Here is a 15,864-nt window from a genome sequence, read left to right on the forward strand (position 1 = left end):
TCAGCTCAACGTCATGCCTCAACCTCTACTCGTGCGCTGCAGACCTGGCTGAGATGTGCGTTTACGTCTGCACCAGACTGCGTCGTTGGGTCCATTCCGGCAAATTCAATTTTGCAGGCCAGACTACCTCACCTTTGTCTCCATCGTGTCTGCCTTCGGGCCGCTCTTAAATGTGAACAGGACCTAGAGCAGTCTCAATGGCGCGGCGCATGCCTCGCCGTCGAGGAAATCAATGCGCGGGGCGGGATCGGCGGACGCGAACTCGTCGTGCTGCATTACGATCCAGGCTCCGATCCGGCCATGTTCCGCGAGCTTGCCGAACGGCTGATCGTGAAGGACGGCGTGAACACCATCTTCGGCGGGTATACGTCGACGAGCCGCAAGGCCATGCTGCCCGTCGTCGAAAAGCACAACCGTCTGCTGATCTATGCGCAGATGTACGAGGGCTTCGAGTATTCGGACAACATCATCTATAGCGGCGCGTCGCCGAATCAGAACGGCGTGCAGCTCGCGGACTTCATGACGGAGACCTTCGGCGCGCGCGTGTACTTCGTCGGATCGAGCTATGTCTATCCGTACGAATGCAATCGGACGATGCAGGAACTGCTGTTGCAGCATCCCGAAGGCGCGATTCTCGGCGAACGCTATCTGTCGCTCGACGCGACGCGCGAGCAGTTCGATCATGTCGTCGCGGATATCAGACGCAAATCGCCGGACTGGATTTTCTGCACGGTGATCGGCGAGACCGTGCCGTATCTCTACGATGCCTACGCGCGCGCCGACTTCGATCCGGCCAGAATGCCGATCGGCAGTCTCAATACGTCGGAGACCGAGATTCGCGCGATGAAGCGCGGCGTCGCGACCGGGCACATCACGGCTGCGCCGTATTTTCAGAGTATCGATACGGAAGCGAATCGTCGCGCGGTCGCGCATCATCAGTCGCGTTACGGCGCGGATACGCCGACAGACATGAACTGGGAGGCTGCGTACTATCAGATGCACATGTTTGCCGAAGCATTCGCGCGCGCGGGCTCGGACGAGCTCGCGACCATCATGCCGCATCTGCTCGGCTCGGAATTCAACGCGCCGCAAGGGCGTGTGCGTATCGATCCGGTGAATCATCATATGGCGCTGTATCCGCGCATCGGCCGGGCGAATGCGGACGGCCAGTTCACCATTCTGCGTGAATCGAAATTCGCGGTCGGCCCCGATCCGTATATGACGCGTCAGACGCTCGGGGACTGGGTGACGAAATTGAGCACGCGGGATTACTGACGTGAGCGCGCGCCCGGATCGAGGCCAGCGTAGCCTCACCAGTTCCATTCTCGAGCGCAACGCGCGCGTGCTCGTCTTCCATCCGGACGACGACGATGGACAGACGCTCGCGAATCATCTGCGTCGCATGGGTTTTCAGGTGGAGCGTTGCTGGCCGCCGATGGACACGCTGCCCGAGTGCGTCGATCTGGTGTTTCGCGCGCTGCTGCCGGAAGAGCGCGCGCCCGCCGGCGAGTGGTCGGGACCGGATGCGCCGCCCGTCATCTGCGTGATCGCATACGAGAATCCGACCTTCATCGATCAGGCGATCAAGCTCGGCGCGGACGGTATCGTCATGACGCCGATTCGCGCGTCGGGTCTGTTGTCCACGGTCGTTATGGCGCTACATCACGCGAAGCGTTCGCGGCAGCATGCGCAACGTATCGCCAAGCTCGAGCAGAAGCTGTTGGACAGCCGGCATCTGCAGGAAGCCAAAAACATTCTGATGATCATGCATCGCGTGAGCGAACGCGAGGCGTACGACATGCTGCGCGCGCAGGCAATGGAAAAGCGCGTGACCATCGACGATATCTGTCACTCCGTCATTCAGGCTGGCGAAGTGTTGCAGATCGCGCGCGGCATGGCATCCGGAGACGGGCGCGAGAAGGACTGAGCGCGCCGTCAATTCATCTGATCGACACGCACGGGAGAGGCGAACATGGACCTGCAACTGAAGGGCTTGAAGGCGATCGTGACAGGCGGCACCAAAGGTATCGGACTCGCCATCGCGCAAACATTGGCCGCGGAAGGCGCGGAAGGCGCGATCTGCGCGCGCGATGCCGCCGCCGTCGAATCGACCGCGAAGGCGCTGGCGAACTTGAGCGGTGTGCGTGCATCGGGCGAGGCCGTCGATGTCGCGGATGGCGCGGCGCTCAAGGCGTGGGTCGCGCGCGTGGGCGCCGCGTGGGGCGGGCTCGATATCGTCGTGGCCAACGTGAGCGCGCTCGCGATCGGCAACGATATCGAATCGTGGCGTAAGGAGTTCGAGACGGATTGGCTGGGCACGGTTCATCTGGTCGACGCCGCCATGCCGTTTCTCGAAGCGAGCCAGGCGGCGTCGATCGTCGCGATATCGAGCGTGTCGGGACGCGAGATCGATTTCGCGGCGGGTCCGTACGGCGTCTTCAAGGCCGCGCTCGTGCACTACATGCAGGAGCTGGCGAATCAGCTCGCGGCGAAGGGTATTCGCGCGAATACGGTGTCGCCGGGCAATGTGTATTTCGAAGGCGGCGTCTGGGACTGGATCGAGCATAACGATGCGGCGCTGTTCGAACGCGCGCTCGCGTTGAACCCGACCGGACGCATGGGCCGTCCGCAGGAAATCGCCAACGCGGTGGCGTTTATCGCCAGTCCGGCGGCGAGCTTCGTAAGCGGCGCGAATTTCGTCGTCGATGGCGCACTCACGCGCGGCGTTCAGCTTTGACGATTTGCATACCTAACGATGAATAAAAGGAGCATCGAATGACACAGGGCAGTGCGATGGACATCGATCTGGACGCGCTTACGGTTGAGGCCGTGCAGGCCGCTTTCAAAGCGGGCACCTATACGGCCGAGCAACTGGCGCGCGCGTGCTTCGACAGGATCGAGCGCGACAACGCGAAGTACAACGCGCTGATTTTCCTGAATCCCGACGCGCTCGATGACGCGCGCACGATCGACGCGCGTCGCGCTGCCGGCGAATCGCTCGGACCGCTCGCGGGCGTGCCGGTCGTCATCAAGGATCCGATGGACATGGTCGGCTTTCCGACCACGGCAGGCTGGGCGAAGCTGTATAGCAAGCGTGGCGGCGTCGATCTGATGCCCGAACGCGATGCGCCGGTCGTCGCGCGCATGCGTCGCGCGGGCGCGATTCTGCTCGGCAAGACCAACGTGCCGATCCTGAGCCACACCGGATCGCACGCGAACGATAGCTGGGCCGAGCCGACCATCAACGTGCCGATGCCCGACCGCGTGCCGGGCGGGAGCAGCGCGGACACGGCGTCGGCGGTGGCGTCGGGCATGGCGGTGCTCGGGCTCGCGGAAGAGACGGGCGGATCGATCCAGAATCCGGCGTTGGCGCAGGATCTTGTCGGCATCAAGCCGACCATCGGATTGGTGCCGAATGCAGGCGTCGTGCCGTTGTCGGGCAATCGCGATGTGGTGGGACCGATCGCGCGCAACGTGCGCGATGCGGCGCTGTGTCTCGACGTGCTCGCGGGCTACACGAGCGAAGACACGAAGACGCTCGCCAGCGTCGGGCATCAACCGGCGGGCGGTTATACGTCCGCGCTTGCAGCGGATGCGTTGAGCGGGAAGCGCATCGGCCTGTACGGAGCGGGATGGCGCACGCAGCCGCTATCGGATGAAGCCGCCGCGCTGTACGAGCGCGTCAAACGCGAGTTGACGGATTTGGGCGCGGTGCTGATCGACGATCCGTTCAAGGATTCCGGTTTCGCCGGCTTGCGGAAGGTGACGCCGCCACTCGAGCATTTCGACGCGCGCGGTCTCGAATCCATTCCCTACGATCTGGAGAAGTATCTGCAACGCCTCGGCAAGGACGCGGCGCTCAAGACCTTCGCGGAGTTCGCCGAAGCGACCCAAGACGACGACCAGTTCGGCCCTGACGGCGTGCTGCGCTATCTGCATAACCTCGCGGATTTTCGGACGGCGTTGGCGAATCCGTCGTTGCCGCCCGAGATGCCCGAGTTCGTCGACGTGAAGGCGCGGTATCTGACGATCTTCGATGCCGTGATGAGCGAGCATCGGCTCGATGCGCTGATCTTCCCGCAGATGCGCTGCGAGCTTCCGCCGTTGCATGGCACGGACATCATTCAGGAGACGACGGTCGGCGAGATCAATATCGCGGGCTTGCCGGGGATCGCGGTGCCGGCGGGATACTACGCGTCGGGGTCGCCGTTCGGGCTGATTTTTGTCGGGCGGCAGTGGGATGAGGCGGCGTTGTTAGGGTATGCGTATGCGTACGAGGTCTCGCGATCGCGGAGTTGACGCGATGGAAAGCGGATCTGGTTATCCGGCCCGATCCGCTCTCGTTTAAGACCAACCTGCGTCACTCACAAACTACGAATATCTTCCGCACTGTTTCAATCGTCTTCCACACGCCCACAAACCCCGGCTTCAGCAGAAAACTCTGCCCCGCGCCGTAACGCACGGGCGCGCCGCCGTCCTCCGTCACTTCGACGAGTCCCGACAGGATGTGGCAGAACTCGAACGTATCGCCCTTGATCGCCCGCGTTTCGCCGGGCGTGGCTTCCCATATTCCGGTGTGAATGGTGCCTTCGGCGGCCTGATCGAGAATCCATGTTTGCGCCGACGGATTCCCCGCCAGAATGCGTTCGGGCGAAGGTGCGCCACGTTCGGGTTCGAAGTCGGGACGGGTGTTGAGCGTAACGAGTGACGACATGAGCTTGTTTTCCGGTTGATGTATCGAGTGAGGCCCGCGCTTCAGGCGCGGCCTGTTTGCAGCGATGCGCCCGCGCCGCGCACGCACAGCGGCAGCGTGTACACCGAAGTCGTGGCGGTGATGAACAGCGTGTTGCGGGCCGCGCCGCCGAAAGTCAGATTGGAGACCACTTCGGGCAGCAGAATCTTGCCGAGCAGCGCGCCGTCCGGCGTGTAGCAAAGCACGCCGTCATCGGCGCTCGTCCAGATGTTGCCTTGCTCGTCGACGCGAAAGCCGTCCGGCACGCCGCTGCGCATCTCGATGACCACACGCGCGCATTCGACAGCGTGCCGTCGCGCGCGACATCGAATGCGCGGATATGGCGTGGCCCGACTTCGTCGTGCGTCGCGCCCGAATCGGCGATATAGAGCGTTGACTCGTCCGGCGAGAACGCCAGTCCGTTGGGCTTGACGAACGCGTCGCTGGCGAGATGCACGCGACCGTCGACTGGTGAAATGCGGTAGACGTTGCATCGCCCGATTTCGCTGTCGGCGCGATAGCCTTCGTAGTCGCCGAGAATGCCGTAGTCGGGATCGGTGAACCACACCGAGCCGTGCGAGTCCACGACCACATCGTTCGGCGAATTGAAGCGCTTGCCCTCGAATCGCGACGCCAGTTCGACGACGCGGCCATCATGCTCCGTTCGCGTCACGCGACGCCCGCCATGCTCGCAGGTGACGATGCGGCCTTCGCGGTCCAGCGTGTTGCCGTTGCTGAAATTCGACGGCGCGCGAAATACGCCGACGCCCATCCCCGGCCCCCAGCGCATCATCCGGTTGTTCGGGATATCGCTCCAGACCAGCAGATCCGCCAGAGGCAGATACACCGGCCCTTCCGTCCACAGACAATCGCCGGTGATCTTTTGCAACAGCGCGTTCGGCTGAATGAGCCGCCGGAAACGCGGATCGTGCACTTCGAATTCTTGAGCCTGCATGGTTCTCCTCCCTGGATTTTGGCCGTCGCCGGGCGTGCGCGGCACATGATGCACGCTGCGCCGCCAGTCAAGTTCGTATTTTTGATCAATTGACGATTGTAGACAATCTACTTAATTTTGTCGTGCCGGCTGCATAATCGAGGAGACAGCGATGACGGGTTGGCAGGCGGTCGTGGGCATCCGGCTACGGAAAATCGCTCGATGGCCGTTATTGGGCGTAGGCACACAGAGCGCAAGCAATGCAATGGGGACGGGGCGCGAAGGCGAACCGGTCGGTGGAATGAACAATTCAGCGGACACAGCACAGGCGGTCGCTGTTACAGGGAAAGGATGGATATGTCGAAGTTCAGTGCAGTCGCAAGTCTCGCAGCCGGGATCGCCGCCGCGGCCGTGATGATGCCGAGCTATGGTTCCACGCTCGACACGGTGATTCAGTCGAAAAAGCTGCGCTGCGGCGTCATGCTGGGTTCGCCGCCCGCCGGTTTCCGGACCTCGGCGAATCAGCCGGACGGCTTCGACGTGCAGTACTGTTACGACATGGCGAAGGCGCTCGGCGCCAAGCCGGAAATCGTCGAAACGCCGTCGCAGGACCGCATTCCTGCGCTCGTGTCGAACCGTATCGACGTGCTGATCGCCTCGACGACGAACACCGCGCAGCGCGGCATTTCGGTCGCGTTCAGCCAGCCGTACATCAACTACGTGACGGTGCTGCTGACGCGCAAGGGCACCAACATCCAGAACGTCGCGGGCATGAAGGGGCACCCGCTGGGCGGCGTGAACGGCACGTCGTCGGAGCAGTACATCAACGGCCATATCGCCGAATGGAAGGACCCGAAGACGACCTACACCGGCTTCTCGTCCGATACCGAAGCGTATCTCGCGCTCCAGCAAAGCAAGGTCGACGCGATCCTCGTGTCGGCGTCGACGGCGAATCTGCTGGTGAAGAGCGGCAAGTTCCCGACCTTCGTCGTGGCGGGGAACGTCGACCTGAACGACATGGATTCGATCGCGGTGAAGCGCGACGACTACCAGTTCCTGCAATGGGTGAAGCTGTTCGTGTGGAATCAGGTCGCATCGGGCCGCTACAAGGAGCTCTACAACAAGTACGTCGCGCCGGGCGAGCCCGCTCCGCTCAACGTCAAGGGCGTAGATTATTAAAAGCGGTTGCGATTCACGGAACAGGCTGTAGGGAAGAGATGTGTTCGGTTATACCTTTTACTGGTCGCTCGTCTGGGACGCCATTCCGCAACTCGCGGCGGGCATCTGGCTGACGGTGCAGATCGCCGTGTTGTCGGTGCTCTTCGGCACCTTGCTGGCGATGCCGCTCTCGGTCGCGCGGCAGAATGCGAAGGGCATCGCGAATGCGCTGTCGGCGACGTGGATCGAGACGGCGCGCAATACGCCGACGGTGTTCCAGGTCTACGTGATGTACTTCGGCGTCGGCGCGATCGGGCTCAATATTTCGAGCTACGCGGCCGTGCTGATCGCGTTGACGTTCAATAACGCGGGCTATCTCGCCGAGATCTTTCGCGGCGGGCTGGCGGCGGTGCCCGCGCAGCAGCTTCGCGCGGCGCGTTCGCTCGGCATGACGCAGGTGCAGGCGTATCGCAAGGTGGTCTTCCCGCAGGTGTTCCGTCACGTCATTCTCCCGTTCACCAATCAGGCCGTGTGGGCGCTGCTGAATTCGTCGCTTGGCATGCTCATCGGACTCAAGGAACTGAGCGGCGCGGCCAATGCGGCGCAGTCCGTGTCGTTCCGCAGCTTCGAATTTTTCATCGTGACCGCCGCGATCTACTACGTCCTCGCGAAAGGCGTGGAGTTCGGTTCGCGTCTCGTTTTCCGCCGTGCCTTGAGGGCTTGATCATGGATTTCGTCTTGCCCGATCAGGGCTTTCACTGGACCGACCTGAACTTTCTGTTGATAGGCGCGGGACACACGCTGCTGGTCTCGATCATCTCCGGCGCGATCGGCACGTTCTTCGGCATTCTGCTCGGCTGGCTGCGGCAGGCCTTGCCGGTTGTGCGCGTGATCACCACGCCTTATGTCGACGTGACGCGCAGCGTGCCGCTCATCATCCAGCTGATTCTCGCGAACAGCATCATCGCGATGTCGGGTGCGCAGTTCAGCACGTTCTGGCTGAGCATCATCGTGCTGAGTTCGTCGATGACCGTGGTCACGTCCGAAGTCGTGCGCGGCGCGCTGTCCACGGTGCCGTATGCGTATGTTCGCGCATCGCGGTCGCTCGGTATCGGCTATTTCCAGACGCTGATGCATATCTCCGCGCCGCTCGCGCTGCGCATGGGGCTGTCGGCATGGATCGGCCTGCTGCTCGGTCTGACGCGCGATACGGCGCTGGTGAGCGTGGTCGGCTATGTCGATTTCATGAAGTCGGCGCAGATCCTCATTTCGCGCACGAACGAAACGCTGCCGCTCTTGCTGGGCGTGGGACTGTTCTACTTCGTCATCTGTTTCTCCGTTTCGCGCTACAGCGCGCATCTGCAAAAAGGCATTGCATCATGATTGAGATCCGTTCGGTCCATAAGAAATTCGACGAAGTCGAGATCCTCAAAGGCATCGACCTGGATGTGAAGAAGGGCGAATTGCTGTGCCTGCTCGGACAAGTCGACGCTGCTTCAGTGCATCAACGGACTGGAGCCGATTCAGCAGGGCACCATCACCGTCGACGGCATCGATGTGCATGCGAAGAGCACCGACGTCAACAAGCTGCGCCGCAAGCTCGGCATCGTGTTCCAGTCGTATAACGCGTTTCCGCATCTGACGGCGCTGGAAAACGTGGCGCTCGCGCTGCGGCTGGTCGCGAAGCGCAATCGCACCGATGCGATGGCGATCGCGCGCAAGCATCTCTCGCACGTCGGTCTGGGCGACAAGGCCGACTTGATGCCGTCGCGTCTGTCGGGCGGACAGCAGCAGCGCCTCGCGATTGCCCGCGCGCTCGCGATGGAACCGGAATACATGCTGTTCGACGAAGTGACCTCCGCGCTCGATCCCAAACTCGTCGGCGAAGTGCTCGACACCATGCGCCTGCTCAAGTCCGAAGGCATGACGATGGTCGTCGTCACGCACGACATCAAGTTCGCGCGGCAGTCGAGCGACCGCATCGCGTTCCTGCATTCGGGGCGCGTATGCGAAGTCGGCACGGTCTCGCAACTCTTCGAAAACCCGCGCGATGAAAGGACGCAACGCTTCCTTCAGCGCGAGCATCTCGCTTAACACGCAGCACCTTCGATCAAGCACAAAGGAACATCATGATTTCGTTCGACCTTAAAGACCGCGCCGCGCTCGTCACCGGCGGCGCATCGGGCATGGGCCTGGAGACGGCACGCATGCTCGCGCGCTCGGGCGCGACGGTCGCCATCAACTACCTGCCGAGCGATCCGCGCGGTCCCGAAGCGGTCCAGTCGATCCTCGCGGAAGGCGGCAAGGCCATCGGCGCGCCGGGCGACGTTGGTAACGCGGACAGCGTCGAATCAATGGTCACGAAGGCGATCGCCGAACTCGGCCGACTCGATCTGCTCGTCAACAACGCGGGCGCGCCGGGCGTGAAGAAGGCGATTCCCGTGACCGATCTCGAATCGATCACCGAAGACCTCTGGTCGTTCATGCTGAACACGAATCTGATGAGCGTGTTCCGCTGCTCGAAGGTCGCCGCGAGCGCGCTGGTCGAGTCGAAGGGCGCGATCGTCAATACGGCGTCCATCGCGGGCTTCGGATCGGTTGCGAGCACGCTGTGCTACAAGCGCGGCGAAAGCGGGCGTCATCAATCTGACGAAAAACCTGTCGCGCGCGCTCGCGCCGAACGTGCGCGTGAACGCGGTCGCGCCGGGCGTCGTCGATAGCTCGTGGGGCATCGGCTGGACCGAAGAGCACAAGACCGAATCCATCGAAAAGACGCCGCTCAAGCGCTGGGCCACGCCCGGCGATGTCGCGGAATCGATCCTGTATCTCGGCTTCGGCGCGCGCATGATGACCGGCCAGACGATCATCATCGACGGTGGTATCAGCCTTTGATTCGGTAGGACGGCGGACGCACGCGGGTATTTGGAGGCTCGCACGTCCGCTCAGATTGTAGATTATCGTCAAGTTCTGGTAAGACGGGCGGTCAAACTAATCGACGATATAAAACTATATGAACAAGCAACACTTGAAGGGGAAGTTCGTTTTTGCCTGCGCGCTGTCGGCGCTCGGCGCATCCGCGCACGCGCAAAGCAGCGTCACGTTGTTCGGCGTGATCGATAGCGGCCTGAATTACACGACCAACGCGGGCGGCCATTCCGGCTTCCAGATGGTCAGCGGCGATGCCAACGCGAGCCGCTGGGGCCTGCGCGGCAGCGAAGACCTGGGCGGCGGCCTGAAGGCGATTTTCAAGCTGGAAAACGGCTTCAACGCGTTCACCGGCACGCTGGGTCAGGGTGGCCGCGAGTTTGACCGTCAGGCCTATGTCGGCCTGAGTTCGGACAAGCTCGGCACGCTGACGCTCGGCCGTCAGTACGACGCGATGCTCGACATGTGGAGCCCGTTCGCGGCGGCGGGCTGGTCGATCGGCGATTTGTCGGCGCATCCGTTCGATAACGACAACGCCGACTGGGATTACCGCACCAACAATTCGGTGAAATACGTGTCGCCGTCGTATCGCGGCCTGCAAGCGGAAGCGATGTACGGCTTCAGCAACGAAGCGGGCGGCTTCAAGAACAACCGCTCGTACAGCGCGGGCCTGACATACACGATGGGCGGCCTCTCGGCGGCGGTCGCGTACGTGCGCACCGACAATCCGGGCAACATGACCGGCGGCGCGGTCGGCAACGACAATCTCTTTGTCGCGGCATCGCAACGCAATCTCGGCGCGGCAGTGCGCTGGACTTTCGCGAACAACGCGAACATCGCGTTCGCCTATTCGCATGTGCTCGTGGAAGATCCGCTGTCGAGCGCGTATGTGTCGAACCCCGGCACGCAGAACTGGCGTTCGTGGCGCTTCGACAACTTCGAGCTGAACGGCCAGTACTTCTTCACGCCCGCGCTGTCGGCGGCCGCGTCCTATACGTACACGACATCGAGCTTCAAAACCGCCACGGGATCGAACAGCCCGGACTGGCATCAGGTCGCGCTGATGGTCGATTACGCGCTCAGCAAGCGCACCTCGGCCTACGTGCAGGGCGCGTGGCAGCACGCCAACGGTAACACCGGCACGGGCTTCGATCAGGCGCAGATTGTGGGTTCGGCGGGCGCGTCGTCGTCGGGCAACCAGATGGTGTATCGCGTGGGCCTGATGCATCGTTTCTGACGGACTGCGTGTCGCAAGTGCCGGACACACAAGCAATCTTCGTTTGACATATTGTAGATAATCCTCAATATTGGAACAATCAACCAACCTTGATTCGAGCACGGCCATGACAACCCAAGACCTTTCCCAGGATTTTCGTCAATGCATGCGCAGGCTGGCCGCCAGCGTCAGCGTGATCAGTTGCACGCATGAGGGAAGCTGGTTCGGCATGGCCGCGACGGCGGTCACGTCGCTCTCCACGGAGCCGTGCTCGATGGTGGTCTGCCTGAACGCTTCGTCGTCGGTCATCAAGCCGTTGATGGCGGCGGGGCGCTTCAACGTGAACGTGCTCGGCCATACGCATGTGGATGTATCGAGCGCGTTCGGCGGCAAGTTGAAGGGCGATGCGCGCTTCGGCGTCGGCGACTGGCAGCGCGACGCCTCCGACATTCCTTATCTCGCCGATGCGCAAGCCACGCTGCAATGCACGGTGCGTCAGACGGTCGAGTTCGGCACGCATGTCGTCGTGATCGGCGAAGTCAGCGAAGTGCGTTTCGCCGACGAAGTCAGCCCGCTCATCTATCAGAACGGCGCTTATGCGAGTGCGCTCGCGCTCGGCGCCTGATCGGTTTCATCGCGCGCCGAAGCCGGCGCGTACTGCACGCAATTTGAATATCACCGTAGTAAGGAGAAGCTCATGAAGTTTGGAATTTTCAGCCTGATGACCCTGCGCGACCATCCCGAAGGCACGGCCGGCGTGATGAAGGACACGAAGGCGATGGTGCAGGGCGCCGAGGAACTCGGCTTCGATATCGCGTGGTTCGCGGAGCACCACTTCTGCAATTACTCGATGTGCGCATCGCCGCTGATGATGGCGTCGTACGCGGGGGGCTGGACCAAGCGCATCAAGCTGGGCACGGGCGTGATCGTGCTGCCGCTGTACAACCCGATTCGCGTCGCCCAGGAAATCGCGCTGCTGGACGTGCAATCGGAAGGACGCGCGGTGATCGGCGTGGGCACGGGTTATCAGCAGTTCGAATTCGAGCGCTTCCGTCTGCCGATCGAAGAGAAGGTCGAGATGTTCCTCGAATACTAGAACGCGGTGGAAAGCGTGCTGATGCACGGCGAAGTCGAAGCCGACGGCAAGTACTTCAAGGTGCCGCGCTCGACCTTCGCGGTGCGTCCGGTGCAATCACCGATGCCGCCCGTCTACATGACGACGAGCCAGCCGGCCTTGCTCGAACGCATCAAGCACACGAACGCCACGCCGTTCCTCGCGGCCAGCACGCTCGGCTCGCCGGTGCTCTACAAGATGGTCGATCAGCTTCGATCAGAACTGGGCGTCGATCAGCGTCGATCCGAAGAGCAAGCCGCTCTCCGTCATGCAATACGTGCACGTCACCGATAGCCGCGAGGAAGCACTGGAAGCAGGCGAACGCGCGCGTTATGTCGGCCGCATGGCGAACCATCTGCGTTTCAACGACCTGCCGATGGAAGGCAGCTTTATCGCCGACGAGCCGTTCAAGGGCGAGCAAAGCATCGAGCAATACGCGGCGAATACGCTGTGCGGCACCGTCGAGGAAGTGGCGGAGCGCGTCGTGAAGGATATCCGCCAGCTCGATCCGACTCACTACGCTTGCAACTTCCAGTTCGGCTGCATGCCGCTCAAGCGCGCGCATCGTTCGATGGAACTGTTCGTCACCAAGGTGCTGCCGCTGGTCGAGAAGGAAGTCGGTCCGATCGAGAACATCGGTCAGGGACGTCTGGGCAAGCGCGTCGCCGTCGAGCATTGAACGTCGGCCACTCAGGGAGAAGAATCATGAAGTTCGCACGATATCCGAGTCTCGAAGGCCGGCATGTGCTGGTGACGGGCGGTGGCGGCGGCATCGGCGCATCGCACGTGGAGCAGTTTTATTTGCAGGGCGCGCGCGTGGTGTTCATCGAACGCGATGCGGCGGCGGCGCATGCGCTGCTCGAGAAGCTCGATCAAAAGGGCCTGCACAAGCCGGTGTTTCTGCAAGTCGATCTGCGCGATGTCGGCGCGGTGAAGGCCGCGATCGAGCAGCATATCGCGACGCACGGCGATATCGACGTGGTCGTGAACAACGCCGCGCACGACGAGCGTCATACGCTGGAGAGCGTGTCGGTCGAGTACTGGGACGAGCGCATCGCGTTGAATCTGCGGCATCTGTTCTTTTGCGCGCAAGCGGTCGTGCCGGGGATGATCCGGCGCGATGAGGGATCGATCATCAATGTCGGCTCCTTCAGCTGGCATGTGGGACTCGGCGGCATGCCGATCTATACCGCCGCGAAAGCGGGCATCGAAGGGCTCACGCGCGGTCTCGCGCGCGATCTCGGCCAGCACAACGTGCGCGTGAATACGCTCATTCCCGGCTGGATCATGACGCAGCGTCAGCTCGATCTATGGGTCGATGAAGAAGGCAAGGCGGAAATCGCGCGCCGTCAGTGTCTCAAGGATCTCGTCATGCCCGACGACGTCGCGCGCATGGCGCTGTGGCTCGCCTCCGACGATAGCCGCATGTGCAGCGCGCAGAACTTCGTCGTCGATGGCGGTTGGAGTTGAACTCAATCAACGAAGTATCGAAGGACAATCAGATGACGCAAATTACGAAAGTGAAGTCGGGCAGCATTCTCGAAGACCGCGAAAGCTATTCGCGCGTGGTCGTGCTGGATAACTGGGTGTTCATGCCGCTGACCGCCGGGCGCGATTACAAGACGCGCAAGATGCCGGAGACGGCGGTCGGTCAGGCCGAACAGGCGTTCAGGAATGTCGAAGGCGCGCTGGCCTCGGTCGGCGCGACGCTCAAGGATGTCGTGCGTTCGCGCGTGTTCATTCCGCGTCAGTCGGATGTGCCCGAGGTGATGGCGTTCATCGGCGAGCGTTTTCGCGGTATCGATCCGGCGAGCTGCGTGACGTGCTCGCCGCTGGGTGGCCCGGAGTATCTGTTCGAGATCGAGATCACGGCCTACAAGGGCGCGGGCGATCAGCAGCAGGAACGGATCACCATCTCGCTTTGAGGTGGCGCGACGGCCCCGTCGTTCGCATTTCTGACACGGCGATTACTCCCTTATAATGTCGATTGTCAACATTTCTGGGGTGATTGCCGGTGGCGACCAAGACAAAGGCGGAGTTCGGTGGACTGGTACCGAAGTCTGCGCTGGATAGCGTGGAATATGCTGCGCAACAGATCCGCGACGCGATCGTTTCCGGTCGCCTGACGCCGGGCACGCGCCTGATCGAAGCGCGCCTGACGGATCAGTTGAACGTCTCGCGGCATCCGGTGCGCGAAGCGCTGAAGCGCCTGAGCCGCGAAGGTTTCGTGGAGGTGCGGCCGAATCGCGGGGCCGTCGTCGCGGAGATCAACCCGGAGAATATTCTCGAGGTCTACGCGCTGCGCTCGGCGTTGGGCGCGATCGCGCTCGGCGCGCTGGCGAAGAAGCCCGAGTTGCTGACCGGCGCCGTCATTCGCAATCTGGAGCGCTTGGCGCGCAATGCGCTGCGCTTCGCGAAGGAGTCCGACCAGGAAGCGTCCATCGACAACCACCTCGAGTTTCAGGACGCCATCGTCAAGGCGAGCAATCTCGACAAGACCGCGCGCTATTTCGAGGAGTTGACGGCCGAAGTCATCCGCTTCAACAACCTGCTGAAGATGTCCTACACGGACCGCGAGAAGGACGCCGAAGAACGCATCGACGCGCTGGCGAAGGCGTTGAAGGAGAAGGATTTCACGGCCGCCGAGCGTATCTGGCGTCAGTCCTTTACGCTCGCGGCCGAACGGTTTATCGAGCGAGTGGCTTCGGAAACCCCGGCCACGTAGTCGAACAGGGCATATCCCGTCACCCGCCCACCACGCCCTGCGTATTCACATACACCGCATAAAGCGACTGCGACGCCGCCATAAACAACCGATTCCGCTTCGGCCCGCCGAAGCAGATATTCGCGCATCGCTCGGGTAGCGCGATGCGCCCGATCAGCTTCCCCGCAGGCGACAACACCATCACGCCGTCGAGTTCGTCGTTGCCCATGCCCCAGCCGCACCACAGATTGCCGTCAATGTCGAGGCGAATGCCATCGACGGTGCCCGCGCCGGCGTCATAAAACACGCGTCCCCGGCCGATGCCGCGACGGTCGTCCAACACATCATAGACATGAATGAGCTTGTTCGGCACGCCGCGCGATTCGGTCACGTAGAGCAGCTTTTCGTCGGGCGAGAAACATAGGCCATTCGGACCTTTGAGTTCCGCGGTGACGAGACTAGCTTCGCCCGTCTTGCCATCGATGCGATAGATCGAATGCGGAAGTTCCGGCTCGGCCTTGTTGCCTTCGTAATGGCCCCAGATGCCCATCGGCGGATCGGTGAACCAGATCGAATCGTCCGATGCGACCACCACGTCGTTCGGCGAGTTGAGCGGCTTGCCATCGAACGAATCCATCAGCACCGTGACGCGCCCGTCGTACTCCGTGCGCGTAATCCGCCGTCCATGCTCGCAGGTAATCAACCGTCCCTGACGATCGCGCGTATTGCCGTTCGCATAGTTCGATTGCGCGCGATACACGCCGACCGAGCCAGTTTCTTCGTCCCACCGCAGGATGCGGTTGTTCGGAATATCGCTGAACAACAGGCATCGCGCGTCGCCGAAATACACCGGACCTTCGATAAACCGAAAGCCCGTTGCAAGCCGCTCGACCGCCGAAAAGTTCACACGATAGCGATCGAAAGACGGATCGAGCGAGATCACGCGCGGGTCGGGATAGCGTTCGGTCTGTTGCCACATGGGATCGTCTCCTGATTTTTTCGACGTGTTCGGAGCCCGCAGATTAAGCCTCCGGACGATAAAAATTCTTGATTCTCAAGCAAGCCATAGCAAATCCCCGAT

At 62.0% G+C, this 15,864-nt stretch carries 21 protein-coding genes and 1 pseudogene; 18 read left to right on the forward strand and 4 right to left on the reverse strand.

Annotated features, from left to right (window positions below):
* Positions 1 to 111 precede the first annotated feature (111 nt).
* From BVER_RS11975 to BVER_RS11990, 4 genes are read left to right on the forward strand one after another with little or no spacing between them, the layout of a single operon-like run.
* Positions 112 to 1,275: a transporter substrate-binding domain-containing protein gene (locus tag BVER_RS11975; protein ID WP_232316508.1), complete on the forward strand. Its 1,164-nt coding sequence runs from the start codon at positions 112 to 114 to the stop codon at positions 1,273 to 1,275.
* A gap of 1 nt (position 1,276) precedes the next feature.
* Positions 1,277 to 1,927, forward strand: a complete 651-nt coding sequence (locus BVER_RS11980; protein WP_050453485.1) for an ANTAR domain-containing response regulator — start codon at positions 1,277 to 1,279, stop codon at positions 1,925 to 1,927.
* Positions 1,928 to 1,972: 45 nt separating this feature from the next.
* Positions 1,973 to 2,737: an SDR family NAD(P)-dependent oxidoreductase gene (locus tag BVER_RS11985; protein WP_050453486.1), complete on the forward strand. Its 765-nt coding sequence runs from the start codon at positions 1,973 to 1,975 to the stop codon at positions 2,735 to 2,737.
* 38 nt (positions 2,738 to 2,775) lie between these two features.
* Positions 2,776 to 4,299, forward strand: coding sequence for an amidase (locus BVER_RS11990; protein ID WP_050453487.1), 1,524 nt, complete (start codon positions 2,776 to 2,778; stop codon positions 4,297 to 4,299).
* Between the two features lie 61 nt (positions 4,300 to 4,360).
* Here BVER_RS11990 and BVER_RS11995 read toward each other — a convergent pair whose 3' ends face one another.
* The 3 genes from BVER_RS11995 to BVER_RS12000 are packed head-to-tail and all read right to left on the reverse strand — an operon-like array spanning position 4,361 to position 5,687.
* Positions 4,361 to 4,714, reverse strand: coding sequence for a cupin domain-containing protein (locus BVER_RS11995; RefSeq protein WP_050453488.1), 354 nt, complete (start codon positions 4,712 to 4,714; stop codon positions 4,361 to 4,363).
* Positions 4,715 to 4,755: 41 nt separating this feature from the next.
* On the reverse strand, positions 4,756 to 4,962 hold the full coding sequence (locus tag BVER_RS36650; RefSeq protein WP_502255025.1) for an SMP-30/gluconolactonase/LRE family protein: 207 nt from the start codon (positions 4,960 to 4,962) through the stop codon (positions 4,756 to 4,758).
* On the reverse strand, positions 4,869 to 5,687 hold the full coding sequence (locus tag BVER_RS12000) for an SMP-30/gluconolactonase/LRE family protein (protein ID WP_502255024.1): 819 nt from the start codon (positions 5,685 to 5,687) through the stop codon (positions 4,869 to 4,871). Before BVER_RS12000 ends, BVER_RS36650 begins: the two co-directional genes overlap by 94 nt.
* 336 nt (positions 5,688 to 6,023) lie before the next feature.
* Here BVER_RS12000 and BVER_RS12005 point away from each other — a divergent pair, with 336 nt between their 5' ends.
* From BVER_RS12005 to BVER_RS12055, 14 genes and pseudogenes are all read left to right on the forward strand, one after another.
* A complete protein-coding gene (locus BVER_RS12005; RefSeq protein WP_198155227.1) occupies positions 6,024 to 6,845 on the forward strand; it encodes a transporter substrate-binding domain-containing protein in 822 nt (273 codons plus the stop codon).
* Between the two features lie 40 nt (positions 6,846 to 6,885).
* Positions 6,886 to 7,548 carry an amino acid ABC transporter permease gene (locus BVER_RS12010; RefSeq protein ID WP_050453490.1) on the forward strand — a complete coding sequence of 221 codons (663 nt, stop codon included), beginning with the start codon at positions 6,886 to 6,888 and terminating at the stop codon, positions 7,546 to 7,548.
* Between the two features lie 2 nt (positions 7,549 to 7,550).
* Positions 7,551 to 8,207, forward strand: a complete 657-nt coding sequence (locus BVER_RS12015) for an amino acid ABC transporter permease (RefSeq protein ID WP_050453491.1) — start codon at positions 7,551 to 7,553, stop codon at positions 8,205 to 8,207.
* Positions 8,204 to 8,918: pseudogene (locus BVER_RS12020) on the forward strand (amino acid ABC transporter ATP-binding protein). Before BVER_RS12015 ends, BVER_RS12020 begins: the two are co-directional and overlap by 4 nt.
* Before the next feature lie 35 nt (positions 8,919 to 8,953).
* Complete coding sequence (locus BVER_RS12025; RefSeq protein WP_269750759.1) at positions 8,954 to 9,544, forward strand: SDR family NAD(P)-dependent oxidoreductase; 591 nt, start codon at positions 8,954 to 8,956, stop codon at positions 9,542 to 9,544.
* On the forward strand, positions 9,483 to 9,716 hold the full coding sequence (locus BVER_RS35210) for an SDR family oxidoreductase (protein ID WP_269750760.1): 234 nt from the start codon (positions 9,483 to 9,485) through the stop codon (positions 9,714 to 9,716). Before BVER_RS12025 ends, BVER_RS35210 begins: the two co-directional genes overlap by 62 nt.
* 118 nt (positions 9,717 to 9,834) lie before the next feature.
* A complete protein-coding gene (locus tag BVER_RS12030; RefSeq protein ID WP_050453492.1) occupies positions 9,835 to 10,986 on the forward strand; it encodes a porin in 1,152 nt (383 codons plus the stop codon).
* A 106-nt stretch (positions 10,987 to 11,092) separates the two neighbouring features.
* On the forward strand, positions 11,093 to 11,590 hold the full coding sequence (locus tag BVER_RS12035; protein WP_050453493.1) for a flavin reductase family protein: 498 nt from the start codon (positions 11,093 to 11,095) through the stop codon (positions 11,588 to 11,590).
* Positions 11,591 to 11,662: 72 nt separating this feature from the next.
* Positions 11,663 to 12,061, forward strand: coding sequence for an LLM class flavin-dependent oxidoreductase (locus tag BVER_RS32510; protein ID WP_198155228.1), 399 nt, complete (start codon positions 11,663 to 11,665; stop codon positions 12,059 to 12,061).
* Between the two features lie 6 nt (positions 12,062 to 12,067).
* A complete protein-coding gene (locus BVER_RS32515) occupies positions 12,068 to 12,373 on the forward strand; it encodes a hypothetical protein (RefSeq protein WP_198155229.1) in 306 nt (101 codons plus the stop codon).
* The gene (locus BVER_RS32520; RefSeq protein ID WP_198155230.1) at positions 12,348 to 12,758 is read left to right on the forward strand and encodes a hypothetical protein; all 411 of its coding nucleotides are present in this window, start codon (positions 12,348 to 12,350) and stop codon (positions 12,756 to 12,758) included. The genes BVER_RS32515 and BVER_RS32520 overlap by 26 nt, the downstream gene beginning before the upstream one ends.
* A 26-nt stretch (positions 12,759 to 12,784) precedes the next feature.
* Complete coding sequence (locus BVER_RS12045; protein ID WP_050453494.1) at positions 12,785 to 13,549, forward strand: SDR family NAD(P)-dependent oxidoreductase; 765 nt, start codon at positions 12,785 to 12,787, stop codon at positions 13,547 to 13,549.
* Positions 13,546 to 14,004, forward strand: coding sequence for a RidA family protein (locus tag BVER_RS12050; protein ID WP_232316509.1), 459 nt, complete (start codon positions 13,546 to 13,548; stop codon positions 14,002 to 14,004). The genes BVER_RS12045 and BVER_RS12050 overlap by 4 nt, the downstream gene beginning before the upstream one ends.
* Before the next feature lie 89 nt (positions 14,005 to 14,093).
* Positions 14,094 to 14,804 (forward strand): GntR family transcriptional regulator, encoded by a 711-nt coding sequence (locus BVER_RS12055; RefSeq protein WP_198155231.1) that lies wholly within the window; start codon positions 14,094 to 14,096, stop codon positions 14,802 to 14,804.
* 19 nt (positions 14,805 to 14,823) lie between these two features.
* Here the strand turns inward: BVER_RS12055 and BVER_RS12060 are convergent, their stop codons facing one another.
* A complete protein-coding gene (locus BVER_RS12060) occupies positions 14,824 to 15,762 on the reverse strand; it encodes an SMP-30/gluconolactonase/LRE family protein (RefSeq protein WP_050453495.1) in 939 nt (312 codons plus the stop codon).
* Positions 15,763 to 15,864 lie beyond the last annotated feature (102 nt).

This window comes from Candidatus Burkholderia verschuerenii, assembly GCF_001189365.1.
Lineage (GTDB): Bacteria > Pseudomonadota > Gammaproteobacteria > Burkholderiales > Burkholderiaceae > Caballeronia > Caballeronia verschuerenii.

Bases quoted from the DNA above. Each gene is read 5' to 3' on its own strand.
- BVER_RS11985 (WP_050453486.1), top strand. From the start codon at position 1,973: ATGGACCTGCAACTGAAGGGCTTGAAGGCGATCGTGACAGGCGGCACC.
- BVER_RS11990 (WP_050453487.1), top strand. From the start codon at position 2,776: ATGACACAGGGCAGTGCGATGGACATCGATCTGGACGCGCTTACGGTT.
- BVER_RS11995 (WP_050453488.1), bottom strand. From the start codon at position 4,714: ATGTCGTCACTCGTTACGCTCAACACCCGTCCCGACTTCGAACCCGAA.
- BVER_RS12000 (WP_502255024.1), bottom strand. From the start codon at position 5,687: ATGCAGGCTCAAGAATTCGAAGTGCACGATCCGCGTTTCCGGCGGCTC.
- BVER_RS12005 (WP_198155227.1), top strand. From the start codon at position 6,024: ATGTCGAAGTTCAGTGCAGTCGCAAGTCTCGCAGCCGGGATCGCCGCC.
- BVER_RS12015 (WP_050453491.1), top strand. From the start codon at position 7,551: ATGGATTTCGTCTTGCCCGATCAGGGCTTTCACTGGACCGACCTGAAC.
- BVER_RS12025 (WP_269750759.1), top strand. From the start codon at position 8,954: ATGATTTCGTTCGACCTTAAAGACCGCGCCGCGCTCGTCACCGGCGGC.
- BVER_RS12030 (WP_050453492.1), top strand. From the start codon at position 9,835: ATGAACAAGCAACACTTGAAGGGGAAGTTCGTTTTTGCCTGCGCGCTG.
- BVER_RS12035 (WP_050453493.1), top strand. From the start codon at position 11,093: ATGACAACCCAAGACCTTTCCCAGGATTTTCGTCAATGCATGCGCAGG.
- BVER_RS32510 (WP_198155228.1), top strand. From the start codon at position 11,663: ATGAAGTTTGGAATTTTCAGCCTGATGACCCTGCGCGACCATCCCGAA.
- BVER_RS32520 (WP_198155230.1), top strand. From the start codon at position 12,348: ATGCAATACGTGCACGTCACCGATAGCCGCGAGGAAGCACTGGAAGCA.
- BVER_RS12045 (WP_050453494.1), top strand. From the start codon at position 12,785: ATGAAGTTCGCACGATATCCGAGTCTCGAAGGCCGGCATGTGCTGGTG.
- BVER_RS12060 (WP_050453495.1), bottom strand. From the start codon at position 15,762: ATGTGGCAACAGACCGAACGCTATCCCGACCCGCGCGTGATCTCGCTC.